Source organism: Vibrio amylolyticus, assembly GCF_023145695.1.
Taxonomy (GTDB): domain Bacteria; phylum Pseudomonadota; class Gammaproteobacteria; order Enterobacterales; family Vibrionaceae; genus Vibrio; species Vibrio amylolyticus.
In genome coordinates, this window is the sequence record NZ_JAJHVV010000004.1 from 42873 (window position 1) to 57069 (window position 14197).

Annotated in this window: 15 protein-coding genes; 11 read left to right on the top strand and 4 right to left on the bottom strand. The window is 44.1% G+C overall.

Annotated elements, in window-relative coordinates; translation table 11 throughout:
• Positions 1-36: 36 nt before the first annotated feature.
• Both KP803_RS07035 and KP803_RS07040 read left to right on the top strand, forming a co-directional pair.
• A complete protein-coding gene (locus KP803_RS07035; RefSeq protein ID WP_248008145.1) occupies positions 37-474 on the top strand; it encodes a universal stress protein in 438 nt (145 codons plus the stop codon).
• A gap of 243 nt (positions 475-717) precedes the next feature.
• Entirely contained in the window at positions 718-1101 is a 384-nt protein-coding gene (locus KP803_RS07040) for a DUF2061 domain-containing protein (RefSeq protein WP_248008146.1), read from the top strand.
• 13 nt (positions 1102-1114) lie between these two features.
• On the opposite strand, the gene KP803_RS07045 is transcribed toward KP803_RS07040, so the two are convergent.
• Positions 1115-1951, bottom strand: a complete 837-nt coding sequence (locus KP803_RS07045) for a glycosyl hydrolase 2 galactose-binding domain-containing protein (protein WP_248008147.1) — start codon at positions 1949-1951, stop codon at positions 1115-1117.
• A 129-nt stretch (positions 1952-2080) separates the two neighbouring features.
• A complete protein-coding gene (gene tkt / locus KP803_RS07050) occupies positions 2081-4078 on the bottom strand; it encodes a transketolase (protein WP_248008148.1) in 1998 nt (665 codons plus the stop codon).
• 341 nt (positions 4079-4419) lie between these two features.
• On the opposite strand from tkt, the gene metK reads away from it, so the two are divergent.
• The 7 genes from metK to ruvX all read left to right on the top strand — a co-directional run bounded on the left by metK (position 4420) and on the right by ruvX (position 10308).
• Positions 4420-5574 carry a methionine adenosyltransferase gene (gene metK, locus KP803_RS07055; protein ID WP_248008149.1) on the top strand — a complete coding sequence of 385 codons (1155 nt, stop codon included), beginning with the start codon at positions 4420-4422 and terminating at the stop codon, positions 5572-5574.
• A gap of 367 nt (positions 5575-5941) precedes the next feature.
• Entirely contained in the window at positions 5942-6739 is a 798-nt protein-coding gene (locus tag KP803_RS07060) for a DUF2189 domain-containing protein (protein ID WP_248008150.1), read from the top strand.
• Between the two features lie 119 nt (positions 6740-6858).
• On the top strand, positions 6859-7347 hold the full coding sequence (locus KP803_RS07065) for a SprT family zinc-dependent metalloprotease (RefSeq protein WP_248008151.1): 489 nt from the start codon (positions 6859-6861) through the stop codon (positions 7345-7347).
• Between the two features lie 173 nt (positions 7348-7520).
• Positions 7521-8252, top strand: coding sequence for a 16S rRNA (uracil(1498)-N(3))-methyltransferase (rsmE, locus tag KP803_RS07070; RefSeq protein ID WP_248008152.1), 732 nt, complete (start codon positions 7521-7523; stop codon positions 8250-8252).
• Positions 8253-8265: 13 nt separating this feature from the next.
• Positions 8266-9213: a glutathione synthase gene (gene gshB / locus KP803_RS07075; protein WP_248008153.1), complete on the top strand. Its 948-nt coding sequence runs from the start codon at positions 8266-8268 to the stop codon at positions 9211-9213.
• A gap of 44 nt (positions 9214-9257) precedes the next feature.
• Positions 9258-9821 (top strand): YqgE/AlgH family protein, encoded by a 564-nt coding sequence (locus KP803_RS07080; RefSeq protein ID WP_248008154.1) that lies wholly within the window; start codon positions 9258-9260, stop codon positions 9819-9821.
• 61 nt (positions 9822-9882) lie between these two features.
• A complete protein-coding gene (gene ruvX, locus KP803_RS07085) occupies positions 9883-10308 on the top strand; it encodes a Holliday junction resolvase RuvX (protein ID WP_248008155.1) in 426 nt (141 codons plus the stop codon).
• Between the two features lie 83 nt (positions 10309-10391).
• Here ruvX and KP803_RS07090 read toward each other — a convergent pair whose 3' ends face one another.
• Together KP803_RS07090 and KP803_RS07095 are read right to left on the bottom strand one after the other, a co-directional pair.
• Positions 10392-11498, bottom strand: coding sequence for a PilT/PilU family type 4a pilus ATPase (locus KP803_RS07090; protein WP_248008156.1), 1107 nt, complete (start codon positions 11496-11498; stop codon positions 10392-10394).
• A gap of 44 nt (positions 11499-11542) precedes the next feature.
• A complete protein-coding gene (locus KP803_RS07095) occupies positions 11543-12580 on the bottom strand; it encodes a type IV pilus twitching motility protein PilT (protein ID WP_248008157.1) in 1038 nt (345 codons plus the stop codon).
• A 23-nt stretch (positions 12581-12603) separates the two neighbouring features.
• On the opposite strand from KP803_RS07095, the gene KP803_RS07100 reads away from it, so the two are divergent.
• Positions 12604-13314, top strand: a complete 711-nt coding sequence (locus KP803_RS07100) for a YggS family pyridoxal phosphate-dependent enzyme (RefSeq protein ID WP_248008158.1) — start codon at positions 12604-12606, stop codon at positions 13312-13314.
• On the top strand, positions 13244-14182 hold the full coding sequence (proC, locus tag KP803_RS07105) for a pyrroline-5-carboxylate reductase (RefSeq protein ID WP_282437216.1): 939 nt from the start codon (positions 13244-13246) through the stop codon (positions 14180-14182). Before KP803_RS07100 ends, proC begins: the two co-directional genes overlap by 71 nt.
• Positions 14183-14197: the final 15 nt, after the last annotated feature.

Here is a 14197-nt window from a genome sequence, read left to right on the forward strand (position 1 = left end):
AATGGGTCTAAGACCCAATTATCAAGAGTAATAATAATGTATAAACAAATCCTTGTTCCTGTCGATTTAAATGATAAAGGCTTTTCAGATAAAGCGGTTGAACTGGCTGTATGGCATGCACAACATTCAAAAGCCCAGATACACCTGCTTAACGTGTTACCAGGGATACATATGTCGATGGTTGCGACCTATTTCCCAAAAGACGCCGCACAGAAGATGAAAGAAGATGTCAAAGCGCAGTTGAGACAGTTTGCTGATCAAAATATCGATGAGAAGATTGTCTACAAGGTTCACGTGGCTGAGGGTAAACCATACTCAACTATCTTAGAGTATGCAGAAAAACTCGGTGCCGATTTGATCGTAATGCCTAGCCATAAACGCTCAAAAATTGACAATGTCGTATTAGGATCTGTGGCCAGTAAAGTGGTTCAGAACTCACGTATCAATGTCATGGTGATCAAACCTCAGAACTAGCTTTCAACCCGTTCTAAGCTGCGGCTCAAACGAGATAGCTCTTAAGCTATGAAGAAAGGCGTAATCTTCTAAACAAGAAGGTTGCGCTTTTTTACTTCTACCCTCCCCCAAAAACGTCAAGCCATCATATGAGTATGGCATCGGTTTTCCTGATTGAAGTAATAGACAACATCGATTTCACTAAATGCGAGTAATTCTCAATAATAATCACAACGAAACAATGACCGATTAGAGAATTATCCGATGAAAAAAACACTAAACTTTGCCGCTATTCATTTCACTATTGCTTTTAGTGTTGCGTATATTTTGACTGGCGACATTCTAATCGGTAGCTTGATTGCTATGATTGAACCCACCGTTAATACGGTCGCCTTCTACTTTCATGAGAAAGTCTGGAATCAATGGCAATTACTAAAACAGTTTGCTCGTTCAACAAAAATGAAAACAATGAGTTTCGCTGTCGTCCACTTCAGTGTTGCGTTTGGCGTGGTCTATCTGCTTACAGGGGATGCGTTGGTTGGTGGTATCATGGCCACGATAGAGCCTGCTTTTAATACCTGCGCATACTACTTCCACGAAAAAGTATGGCAACGTAAGCACCCGCAACAATGGCAATGTGCTCACTAATTCATAGTTAAGACTAATTCTGAGGGTAAAGGTGAAGCTCTTTCATATATTGTTGAGCGCTATTACCCTGATCATACCTATCAAATAACCCAACCTGATAAGCCCTATGGCTATTTTCTAACTGAACATCCAACAAGTAACAATCGGATCGAACAAAATACTCTGGATCGATAAACATTGGGGCATCTAACTGAAAGACCGCACTGGTTTTCGACGCTCTAACATCCAAAGGAAGACGGTAGGTCATGCCATTAAATTTGATTTGAGCAGAGAGTAAGCCAGGCTTGAAGGCCTGATATTTAAGATGAACCAAGACTTCACAGCCACCAACTTGGTGGTTCACTAGCTCAGCGTCAACTTGCTCAATTCGAGCCGTCGGTAACACCTCTAAATAAGGCGTCTGCCAAATACCGATGCGAGTTTCATCTTCTTTATCCAGCAATTCAGAGAGATGACTCAATTCATTCTGCTCTTCCTCAAGTAACCAATCTTCATCTTGCTCAAGAAACAAAATCTCAAAGCGATTACGACCTAGCTGAAGATACGGTAAAATATCCTTTCGATAACTCTCACGGAATTCATCACAGTCAAACACCGCCTCTCCATTGACTCTGATTTCTGCATGATGGCCAATCCCTGAAATAACCAGATCAATGGCTGAGTTCGCTAGCATTGTTTCATCAACTTCAACATCATGCATTAAATGCCACTCTTGTTCAGCAATGGCTTCTTCAGATAACGTATTAGGTAAAACTGCGCTAAGAGGGGCAGGAAAAGTGATGTCATCTTGAGGAATCGACAGGTCGGTCAATGGCGAGAGTTGCCATAAGCCTGCTAAAGAGATTTGCATAGTAAAATTGCGCTAGATCAAGTTTGCTAAAGTATAAGGAATATCAATAGCTAAAGATATAACAAAAATAAGGGAATAAAAAAGGCCTAGCAAACTGCTAGGCCTCTGATTTCAAAAGTCTCGCTTAAATTAAGCCAGTAACTCTTTTGCTGTATTCACAACATTCTCAGTTGTAAAACCAAACATCTTAAATAGTTCACCTGCTGGTGCAGACTCACCAAATGTTGTCATACCGATGATCTTGCCACCAAAGCCAACGTACTTGTACCAGAAGTCTGCAATGCCAGCTTCTACAGCGATACGAGCCGTCACGTCAGATGGAAGTACAGACTCGCGGTACTCAGCGTCTTGCTTGTCGAAAGCGTCAGTTGCAGGCATAGAGACTACACGTACTTTCTTACCTTCAGCAGTTAGTTCAGCCGCCGCGTTAACCGCTAGCTCAACTTCAGAACCGGTTGCGATAAGAATAAGCTCTGGTTTGCCTTCACAATCTTTCAGGATGTAACCACCCTTAGCGATGTTTGCTACTTGCTCAGCATTACGATCTTGCTGCGCTAGATTTTGACGAGAGAAGATAAGTGCAGAAGGACCATCTTTACGCTCTACAGCTAGTTTCCAAGCCACTGCTGATTCAACTTGGTCACATGGACGCCATGTGCTCATGTTTGGAGTTAGACGTAGAGAAGCGATCTGTTCAACAGGTTGGTGCGTTGGACCATCTTCACCAAGACCGATAGAGTCATGCGTATACACTTGGATGTTCTGAACTTTCATCAGAGCAGCCATACGCATAGCATTACGAGCGTATTCCATGAACATTAGGAAAGTTGCGCCGTATGGTACGAAACCACCGTGCAGAGCCATGCCGTTCATGATAGCTGTCATACCAAACTCACGTACACCGTAGTGAATGTAGTTGCCAGACGCATCATCAGCCGTTAGAGATTTAGAGCCAGACCACATAGTCAGGTTAGAAGGTGCTAAGTCAGCAGAGCCACCCATAAACTCTGGAAGCATTTGACCAAACGCTTCTAGTGCATTTTGAGAAGCTTTACGTGAAGCGATGTTTGCCGGGTTTGCTTGAAGGTCAGCAATGATCTTGCTTGTCTTCTCTTCCCACTGTGCAGGAAGCTCGCCATTTACACGACGTTTAAACTCAGCAGCAAGCTCAGGGTAAGCGGCAGCGTAAGCGTCAAACTTAGCATTCCACGTTGCTTCTTTTGCTGCGCCTGCTTCTTTCGCATCCCACTCTGCTGCGATATCAGCTGGGATTTCGAAAGGACCGTGGTTCCAACCAAGGAATTCACGAGCAGCGGCAATCTCTTCATGACCCAGTGGAGCACCGTGACAATCGTGAGAGCCTGCTTTGTTTGGCGAACCAAAACCGATGATAGTTTTAGTACAAATTAATGTTGGACGACCAGTTTCCGCTTTTGCTGCTTCAATTGCCGCATTGATTGCTTCTGGATCGTGACCATCAACCGCTGGAATTACGTGCCAGCCGTACGCTTCAAAACGCTTAGGTGTGTCGTCAGAGAACCAACCTTCAACTTCACCATCGATAGAAATACCGTTGTCATCCCAGAAAGCGACTAGCTTACCAAGACCTAGCGTACCCGCTAGAGAACACGCTTCGTGAGAGATACCTTCCATCAGACAGCCATCACCCATAAATGCATAGGTAAAGTGATCAACGATATCGTGACCTTCTTTATTGAACTGTGCTGCGAGTGATTTTTCAGCCAGCGCCATACCAACCGCGTTGGTAATGCCTTGACCTAGAGGACCTGTCGTTGTTTCGATACCAGGAGCGTAACCGTACTCAGGGTGACCTGGAGTCTTAGAGTGCAGTTGACGGAAGTTTTTAAGGTCTTCAATTGAAAGCTCATAACCTGCTAAGTGAAGCAGAGAATAAATCAGCATGGAGCCGTGACCATTAGAAAGAATAAAACGGTCGCGATCTGCCCACTCTGGGTTTTGTGGGTTGTGGTTCAAGTGACCACGCCAAAGAACTTCAGCGATGTCAGCCATACCCATAGGTGCGCCTGGGTGGCCTGAGTTAGCTTGTTGAACACCATCCATGCTAAGTGCGCGGATTGCATTGGCTAGATCTTTACGAGAAGGCATGTCTGCTCCTGAGTGCGTATGCGATTTAAAAAATAGTGGAATCTGAATTATTCGTGGAATTCAGGCGTCATATTCTCTCAAAGCGCCCTATTGACTGCAAACGTTTTACTGGAGATTTAGCTCAAATTTCCAACTATTTTCACAACTCGAACCATTCATCCCATCAAATAACTTATTTCATACGCAAACGTTTAGTTATGAGATATCCAAAAAAGAGCTTGTAATTAGTAACGGCAAAATTAAAATAGCCGTCTAGATGTAGAAACACCTACATTATTTATCAATTTTTATTGTGGTGAATGCTAAAATTCATCATACACAACCAAATTAGTGGAGCTCTCATGGCTAAGCACCTATTCACTTCTGAGTCTGTTTCAGAAGGTCATCCAGACAAAATTGCAGACCAAATCTCTGATGCTGTTCTTGATGCCATCTTGGAACAAGATACAAAAGCTCGCGTAGCGTGTGAGACTTACGTTAAAACCGGTATGGTTATGGTTGGTGGTGAAATCACCACTTCCGCTTGGGTTGATATCGAAGAGATCACTCGTCAAACCGTTCGTGAGATTGGCTACACGGGTTCAGACATGGGCTTTGATGCCGATTCATGTGCGGTACTTAACACGATTGGTAAGCAATCTCCTGACATCAACCAAGGCGTAGATAAAGCGGACCCGAAAGATCAAGGGGCGGGCGACCAAGGCATCATGTTTGGTTACGCAACAAACGAAACACCAATTCTAATGCCAGCTCCAATTACTTACTCTCACCGTCTTGTTGAAAAGCAAGCCGAAGTACGTAAGAGCGGCAAACTAAACTTCCTTCGCCCAGATGCTAAATCTCAAGTAACCTTCCAATACGATCAAGGTAAGATTGTTGGTATTGATGCGGTTGTTCTTTCAACTCAGCACAGCGATGATGTTTCTACACCAGACCTACGTGAAGCGGTAATGGAAGAGATCATCAAACCAGTTCTTCCTTCAGAGTGGATCAATAAAGAGACTAACTTCTTCATCAACCCAACCGGTCGTTTTGTTATCGGTGGCCCAATGGGTGACTGTGGTCTAACAGGTCGTAAGATCATTGTTGATACCTACGGCGGCGCAGCTCGTCACGGTGGCGGTGCATTCTCAGGTAAAGATCCTTCAAAAGTTGACCGTTCTGCAGCATACGCAGCACGTTACGTTGCGAAAAACATCGTTGCAGCAGGCATGGCTGACCGTTGTGAGATCCAACTTTCTTACGCTATCGGTGTTGCTGATCCAACGTCTATCATGGTTGAAACATTTGGTACTGAGAAAGTATCACAGCAAATCATCGTTGAAGCGGTTCGCCAAAACTTCGATCTTCGCCCATACGGCTTACAAGAGATGCTTAACCTTCTTCAGCCTATCTATAAGAAGACGGCAGCTTACGGCCACTTCGGTCGTGAAGAGTTCCCTTGGGAAGCAACCGATAAAGCTGCAATGCTACGTGAGTTCGCTGGCCTTAAGTAACTAGCAGCCACCAACGGAATACATAAAGCCCTTGCATATTTGCAGGGGCTTTCTTGTTTTAGCTTAATTTTTCATCAAAAAATTTGTGTTTTTTTCTATTCCCACCAATAGTTAATAAAGTGTTAAATGTACTTTCTTCTAAAGCTCTAGCTTTGCGATTAGAGAGACACACTTTAGCCTCAGCCTATTATTTCAATATCAAATGGTTACTTAAAGCACGACCGTAACCACAAGTACAAAAGTTGATGTGGATTGTTTTGCAGAGCAAGAGTTCAAGCGTTCTACTACTTTGATAAACCACCTCAAATTCGTCAGTCGGCAAGTGAAAAGTCGGCAACAATTAACGAGAATAGATCAAGGAGGGTGTATGCCTCGTACGGTGAACCCATCAGATTTTGAAACAAAAGATAAAAAAATTCCGGATAGTGAATACGCTCGAACCCTACCCTGTAATCAGCTCAGTGTGACCGCGCCTTTCCACTGGTTAGCGCTCGGCGTGAATGACTTCATTCGCATGCCACTCATTAGTATGTTTTATGGGGTCTGCTTTATGGCAGCGGCGGTCGGTATTGTGCTTCTGGTTCAATGGCAAGGCACACACCTTGTTGTTATGCCAAGCCTCATTGTGTATATGCTCATTGGCCCGTTTTTGGCTCTTGGTATGTATGATGCGAGCTGGGAAAGAGAGAAAGGCCACCAACCGAGTCTTATGCACTCGATGCGTGCTATCACCCGAAACTCAACCTCACAGTGGGCCTTTGCTGTCTTGCTGACTGTCGCCATGATCTTCTGGATGCGAGTTGCCGCTTTAATTCATGCACTTTACCCTGCGGTACAAGGTGCGTCACTGACTGAATTTGCACCATTTCTCATTATTGGCTCTCTGGCCGGTTTTGCTTTTGCCGCGATTATCTTTAGTATTTCGGCCTTCTCTATTCCACTCATGATGGAAAAACGTGTTGATGTGATGAGTGCGGTTTTCTCAAGCTTCAATGCCGTAAAAAGCAATATCCCCGCGATGATCGTTTGGGCGTTAGTAATTACCGGCGGTATTTTAATCGGCTTTTCTACCTACGGTATCGGGATGTTTTTCACTATGCCAATTTTAGGTTACGCTACATGGCATGGTTACCATGAAACCATTAAAAAGAAACACAACATATAAAGGTCTCCAACCTTTCACCTCCATGTTTTAATGCTATTATCTTCGCCTCAGCTACAACGCTGAGGCTTTTTTATTTCGTTGAGACCAAAGTTAAGAGTGCTTAGGAGCAAAAGATTACCGTGGACAACTTTGAACTTCATTACCGTGCACAAACTGAACTAAAGTCGTGTATTGATAAAGCGTCACAGTACTTTCACCATGCCTTCAAGATGCCAACGCTTAACTATAAACTTCGCGGAAAAGCAGCGGGGAAAGCCTACCTTCAGCTGTGGGAGATACGTTTAAATCCAATACTGTTTGCAGAGAATCCAGACGCATTCCTAAATGATGTGATTGCTCATGAAGTGGCTCACCTAATCACCTTTCACCAATTTGGTCGAGTGAGACCCCACGGTAAAGAGTGGCAGAGCGTGATGACTCAAGTCTTTGGGCTTAACTCTAAAACAACCCATAATTTCTCCGTCGATTCTGTGCAAGGTAAAACGTTCCAATACGCCTGTGACTGCACTGAGCATTTACTCTCTATTCGACGTCATAATAAAATACTCAGACAACAGGCGACGTATCGCTGCCAAGCCTGCCAACAAACATTGGTTTACTCTGCTTAACTTTTATCCTGCTTAGCTTTTCTTCTGCTTAACGATTACTCTACCTAACTACATAGAAATCTAGTACCGCCATGATTCATTGATAATCATGAGTTAAATCCTCTCGAAGCCTTGTTTTTTAGCGATAAAGCATCCATGTTAGGGCATAACTATTTCTCGCTTAGGAACTCTTTATGAGAACCCCTCGTATCTATCACCCACATCCTATTTCACAACTTGGTTTGCTCGATCTTGATGATGATGCAGCTGGGCATATTGGGCGTGTTTTACGAATGAAAGCGGGACAAGAAGTGCTTCTGTTTGACGGCAGTGGTGCTGAGTTCCCAGCGGTGATTCACGAAGCGGGAAAGAAGCGAGTTACTGTAGAGCTGTCCGAGCGTATCGAGCGCAGTAGTGAATCCCCTTTAGATCTTCATTTAGGACAAGTCATTTCACGTGGCGATAAAATGGAGTTCACCATTCAAAAATCGGTAGAGCTTGGTGTGAATACCATCACCCCTCTTATTTCCGAGCGTTGCGGCGTTAAATTAGATACTAAGCGCTTTGAAAAGAAACTCGCGCAATGGCAGAAGATAGCCATCAGCGCCTGCGAACAATGTGGCCGAAATACGGTACCTGTTATTCGCCCAATCATGCCACTTGAACAGTGGTGCGCCGAGCAAACTGACGCGCTTAAACTCAATCTACACCCAAGAGCAAACTACTCTATCAATACACTCCCTGAGCCAATTAGCAAAGTTCGCTTATTAATTGGCCCAGAAGGTGGGCTCTCTTCGCAAGAAATTGATATGACTCAAGAGTATCAATTTGAAGAGACATTACTTGGCCCACGAGTATTACGTACAGAAACCGCAGCACTGACTGCTATTACCGCCCTACAAGTTCGTTTTGGCGATCTCGGCTAACTGGAGAATTTCAATGATTAAACTGGGTATTGTGATGGATCCGATCTCATCCATTAACATTAAAAAAGATTCAAGCTTTGCCATGATGCTAGAAGCTCAGCGTCGCGGCTATGAAATCCACTATATGGAGATGAATGATCTACACTTAGATCAAGGCGAAGCCATCGCTGATACAAAAGTCGTCGAACTTAAAGAAGATCCAAACGGTTGGTACGAATTTAAATCCGAGCAGACGATCAAGTTAGCTGAACTCGACGCAGTATTGATGCGTAAAGATCCTCCTTTTGATACTGAGTTCATCTACGCGACCTATATTTTGGAGCGAGCGGAAGAGAAAGGGACCTTAATCGTCAATAAGCCACAGAGCTTACGTGACTGTAATGAAAAACTGTTCACGGCTTGGTTCCCTGAGCTGACGCCAACGACCATAGTGACCCGTAAAGCACAGAAGATTAAACAATTTCAGCAAGAGCACGGCGATGTAATCTTAAAACCCCTTGATGGCATGGGTGGTGCATCGATCTTCCGCGTTAAAGCGGGCGATCCTAACGTGAACGTGATCATTGAAACACTCACCAATCACGGCCAGAACTATGCGATGGCACAAACGTTTGTTCCAGACATCAGTAACGGTGATAAGCGTATATTAGTGGTTGATGGTGAGCCAATGCCATTTGTACTTGCTCGTATCCCAGCAAAAGGGGAAACGCGAGGTAATTTGGCAGCAGGTGGACGTGGTGAAGCACGACCTCTGAGCGAAACAGATAAAAAGATAGCATTAGCTGTCGCTCCAACATTAAAAGAAAAGGGCCTGATTTTTGTAGGCTTAGACGTTATAGGCGATAGGTTAACTGAAATAAACGTAACCAGCCCAACTTGCATTCGTGAAATTGAGGCTGAATTCGGAATTTCAATTACCGGTAAATTGATGGACGCAATTGAGCGCCGCTTGAAAGCGTAACGATATTTGGGCAGCTTGCTGCCCACTTCATGATTGGAGTTGTTATGAATCTAACTAATCATTTCTTAGTGGCTATGCCGGGAATGGAAGATCCCTATTTTCAGCACCGAGTGATTTACGTATGTGAACATAACCAAGAAGGTGCAATGGGGCTTGTCATCAATGCGCCCATTGATATCACCGTCGGTGGCATGCTTAAAAAGGTCGATATTGAACCGAGCCAGCCTCAGCTCAATAGCGACAGCTTAGAGAAGCCCGTACTAAACGGTGGCCCTGTCTCAGAAGATCGTGGCTTTATTCTCCACCAGCCGAAAGACGAGTATGAGTCGAGCATCAAAATGACTGACCAAATCTCCGTCACTACCTCTAAAGATATTCTCGAAGTGCTTGGCACTGAAGCTGAACCTAACAGTTATCTTATTGCATTAGGGTATTCTGGTTGGGAAGCTGGCCAGCTAGAGGTCGAGCTTGCTGAAAATTCATGGCTGACTATAGAAGCCGATCCTGACGTGATATTTAACACACCGATCCGTGAGCGTTGGCGCGCTGCCGTTCAAATGCTTGGCATTGATGCTGCTCAGTTATCAACGCAAACTGGTCACGCCTAATCGACGTAAACGTATTAAACTAAACTAATACACCCTTTTTAAGTCCATTTTGGAATATTAGATGTCTCGAACAATTATGGCTTTTGACTACGGTACTAAAAGTATTGGCAGTGCGATTGGCCAAGATATTACTGGTACCGCTTCACCGCTGAAGGCCTTTAAAGCGAAAGATGGCATCCCACAGTGGGATGATATAGAAAAGCTCATTAAAGAGTGGCAGCCCAACTTAATCATTGTTGGCTTACCTACCGATCTGCATGGTAAGGATCTAGAAACAATTACCCCGAGAGCGAAGAAGTTCGCTAATCGGCTCTTTGGCCGCTATGGGGTTCCAGTTGAACTTCATGATGAAAGACTTTCAACCACTGAAGCGCGTTCAGATCTGTTCAATATGGGCGGCTACAAAGCGCTGAGCAAGGGTAACGTTGATTGTCAGTCTGCAGTGGTTATTTTAGAGAGCTGGTTTGAAACCCAATGGGGTGAATAGTCACGGTTAATACCACTACTACAATAAAAAAGCTTGGTTCTCACCAAGCTTTTTTCGAATCATATTTTTTCGCCTAACATGCTCTAACCCATGTCGATCTTAACGTTATCTAGATTCCCTGAATCAAAACTCTCACCACGCTGCGTCTTTAACATCAACCTTAGATCATTCGCTGAATCCGCACTGTGCATCGCATCTTGTTCACTGATCTTATCGTCGATCACCAATTGATAGAGCGCTTGATCGAACGTCTGCATGCCGATCTCTTTGGACTTACCCATGGTCGCTTTCAATTCATGAAGATCGCCGCGGCGAATAAGATCCGAAATCCTCGGACTATTCAACAACACTTCAAATACACCATGACGCCCTTTGCCATTCTTATCTCGAATCAGCTGCTGACCAATCACCCCTTTTAAATTCATAGAGAGATCAAACAAAAACTGTTCCTTTTGCTCTTTAGGAACAAGGTGCAAAATACGCTCTAGCGCTTGGTTGGCGTTATTCGCATGCAATGTCGCCATGCATAGATGCCCCGTTTCAGCGAACGTCATCGCGTATTCCATGGTTTCACGGCTACGGATTTCTCCAATCAAAATCATATCAGGGGCTTGACGAAGTGAGTTTTTTAGCGCGACTTCATAGCTTTCAGTATCAAGCCCGACCTCACGTTGCGTCACGATGCAACGTTGATGTTCATGAACAAACTCAATAGGGTCTTCAACCGTTAAAATATGACCGGTTCGATGATTATTTCGATAACCCGTCATTGCAGCCATCGTCGTTGACTTACCTGAACCAGTAGCCCCGACCACTAACACCAAACCTCGCTTGGCAATCGAAAGATCTTGTAGAACATCGGGTAACTTAAGATCATCAAAGCTTGGAATATTGGTTTCAATACGTCGAATTACTGCGCCAGGAAGCTCACGTTGATAGAAGGCACTCACTCTAAATCGGCCAATATCTCGAACGATAGCAAAGTTGGCTTCCTTTGTTTGTTTGTATTCCGCAGCGCGCTCTTCATCCATCATGGTCTCAAGAAGTTTTAATACCTGTGCTTCATTAAGCTTCTCACCCTGAGCTCGTAGTTCACCATCCACGCGTAATAAAATAGGTGCGCCAACCGTGATATATACATCCGACGCTTTTTCGGTAAGCATTGCTTGTAAACACTGATTCAATTCCATCTCAACTTCTCTCAATAATCATCTAATTTAAACGCTCAACTGAATTAAAACAGAGATGTTTCAACTTCAATTTTCTTTTGTACTTCTTCAGCATCGACTGCGCCTTTAGCAATAAGCTGTTTCGCATTTTGTTCCATCGTTTGCATGCCGTGAGCCGCACCGGTTTGAATAATCGAATACATCTGAGCGACTTTATCTTCTCGAATCAAGTTCCGAATAGCCGGCGTTGCCAGCATGATTTCATGGCACGCAATACGCCCACCACCGACACGTTTCAATAATTTCTGCGCAATAACCGCTCGCATGGATTCAGATAGCATGGAACGAACCATGTCTTTATCGCTACCAGGAAAGACATCAATAATCCTGTCGACTGTTTTAGCCGCTGAACTGGTGTGTAAGGTACCAAACACCAAGTGTCCTGTTTCCGCAGCGGTCAAGGCCAAGCTGATCGTCTCTTGATCTCGAAGTTCCCCAACCAAAATTACGTCAGGATCTTCACGCAACGCACTACGTAACGCATTTTTGAAGCTATGGGTATCACGATGTACTTCACGTTGGTTCACTAAGCATTTATTATTCTCATGAACAAACTCAATCGGATCTTCAATCGTCAAAATGTGCTTATTGTGATTACGGTTAATATAGTCAACCATGGCCGCAAGCGTTGTTGATTTACCTGAACCCGTCGGTCCTGTGACCAATATCAATCCTTTTTCATAGTTGGATATTTTCTCAAAAATCTCTGGGGCTTCAATTTGCTCTAACGTCGGAATGTCGACAGGGATAGTACGAAATACGGCTGAGCTACCACGCGCTTGATTAAAGGCATTAACACGAAAACGACCGACGTTAGGCAGTTCAAATGAAAAATCCACTTCGAGTTTCTCTTCATACTCACTTCTCTGGGCATCGTTCATGATCTCAAAAACCAGTCGATGTACATCAGCATGACTAAATGCAGGCACACCGAGCTTTCTTACTTCACCATCTATACGTACCATTGGAGGAACGCCTGCAGAAAGGTGTAGATCTGAAGCATTATGCTTTACACTAAAATCCAGTAACTCTGCGATATCCATTAATTTTCCTTAGTAAAGTAGCCATGAGTAGTATTCAACAAAATATTGAACATATCACCTCACAGATTGAAAGCGCACAACAAAAGTGTGGACGACCTCGAGAGTCCGTGCAACTTTTAGCGGTGAGTAAGACTAAGCCTATAGAGGCAATTCTCGATGCGGCCCAGTGTGGACAGCGCACATTTGGTGAAAATTACGTACAAGAAGGTGTCGATAAAGTAAAACACTTCAATCAAACTCACCCAGAGCTTGATCTTGAATGGCACTTTATCGGCCCAATTCAATCCAATAAAACTCGACTTGTCGCCGAGCATTTTGACTGGGTTCATACCATAGACCGAACGAAAACAGCTCAACGCTTAAATGATCAAAGACCTGAAAATATGCCACCTTTGCAAGTGCTTATTCAGGTAAACACTAGCGGTGAACAGAGTAAGTCAGGGATAAGTGGCAACGATATTTTTACACTTGCTGAGTTGATTTCATCACTACCTAACCTCACCTTAAGAGGAGTGATGTCGATTCCAGCAAACGTGCCTGATTACCAATCTCAGTTGGCTGAATTTGAAAAACTGGCAGAATTAAAACAACAACTGGCTGATAAGCATGACAATATTGACACTCTCTCAATGGGAATGAGTGGCGATATGGACGCCGCAATTCATGCCGGTAGTACAATGGTTCGTATTGGTACCGCTATTTTTGGCGCACGAGACTACCCAAAAAGCTCTTAGCCTCCACAGGTGTAAAGGTTTAACGCTCACAACTATTAGGTTAGATAACATGGAACATAAGAAGATCGCCTTTGTTGGCGCAGGAAATATGACGCGCTCAATCATTGCTGGCCTTGTGGCTAGTGGATACCCAGCGTCGTTAATCACTGCAACCAACCCTAGCCAACCAAAACTTGATTTTTTAAGTGACCAATATGGCATCAATACTCAGTCTGATAACCTCAGTGCAGTAAAAGAGGCCGATGTTGTCGTAATGGCCGTTAAGCCACAATTAATGGAAGTCGTTAGCAGTGAGTTACGCGATGTTGATTACAGCGAGAAGTTAGTTATCTCTATTGCAGCTGGCATTAGTGCTGCTCGCCTAAATGAAATGTTTGATACCGAATTAAGCCTTGTGCGCGTAATGCCTAATACACCTTCTTTGCTTGGACAAGGAATGAGCGGTCTATACGCCGCAAGTGATGTAAAACAGCAAGATAAACAGTTTTCTGCCGAGCTTATGAGCGCTGTCGGTAAAGTTTGCTGGGTAGAGCAAGAGTCTGGCATCAATAACATCATTGCAGCAGCAGGCAGTGCCCCTGCTTATTTCTTCTTGTTTATGGAAGCAATGCAGGCAGAAGCCGTAGCACAAGGTTTTGATGAATCAACGGCGCGTATGCTTGTTCAGCAATCAGCACTAGGTGCCGCAGAAATGGTTGTCGCCAATCCTGATACTCAGTTGTCCACTTTGCGCGAACAAGTCACTTCAAAAGGCGGTACAACCGCTGAAGCACTAAGAACATTTAACGAACACCAACTTTCAGATATTGTTGCTAAAGCGATGCAAGCTGCTGTTGCTAGAGCACAAGAGATGGAAAAAGAATTTTAATTTAACCGTTTGATA

Excerpts from the sequence above, each read along its gene's own strand:
- tkt (WP_248008148.1), bottom strand. The coding sequence starts at position 4,078 with ATGCCTTCTCGTAAAGATCTAGCCAATGCAATCCGCGCACTTAGCATG.
- KP803_RS07090 (WP_248008156.1), bottom strand. The coding sequence starts at position 11,498 with ATGGAATTGAATCAGTGTTTACAAGCAATGCTTACCGAAAAAGCGTCG.
- KP803_RS07045 (WP_248008147.1), bottom strand. The coding sequence starts at position 1,951 with ATGCAAATCTCTTTAGCAGGCTTATGGCAACTCTCGCCATTGACCGAC.
- ruvX (WP_248008155.1), top strand. The coding sequence starts at position 9,883 with ATGTCTCGAACAATTATGGCTTTTGACTACGGTACTAAAAGTATTGGC.
- KP803_RS07095 (WP_248008157.1), bottom strand. The coding sequence starts at position 12,580 with ATGGATATCGCAGAGTTACTGGATTTTAGTGTAAAGCATAATGCTTCA.
- KP803_RS07035 (WP_248008145.1), top strand. The coding sequence starts at position 37 with ATGTATAAACAAATCCTTGTTCCTGTCGATTTAAATGATAAAGGCTTT.
- KP803_RS07060 (WP_248008150.1), top strand. The coding sequence starts at position 5,942 with ATGCCTCGTACGGTGAACCCATCAGATTTTGAAACAAAAGATAAAAAA.
- KP803_RS07080 (WP_248008154.1), top strand. The coding sequence starts at position 9,258 with ATGAATCTAACTAATCATTTCTTAGTGGCTATGCCGGGAATGGAAGAT.
- KP803_RS07040 (WP_248008146.1), top strand. The coding sequence starts at position 718 with ATGAAAAAAACACTAAACTTTGCCGCTATTCATTTCACTATTGCTTTT.
- metK (WP_248008149.1), top strand. The coding sequence starts at position 4,420 with ATGGCTAAGCACCTATTCACTTCTGAGTCTGTTTCAGAAGGTCATCCA.
- KP803_RS07100 (WP_248008158.1), top strand. The coding sequence starts at position 12,604 with ATGAGTAGTATTCAACAAAATATTGAACATATCACCTCACAGATTGAA.
- rsmE (WP_248008152.1), top strand. The coding sequence starts at position 7,521 with ATGAGAACCCCTCGTATCTATCACCCACATCCTATTTCACAACTTGGT.
- gshB (WP_248008153.1), top strand. The coding sequence starts at position 8,266 with ATGATTAAACTGGGTATTGTGATGGATCCGATCTCATCCATTAACATT.
- proC (WP_282437216.1), top strand. The coding sequence starts at position 13,244 with ATGCCGGTAGTACAATGGTTCGTATTGGTACCGCTATTTTTGGCGCAC.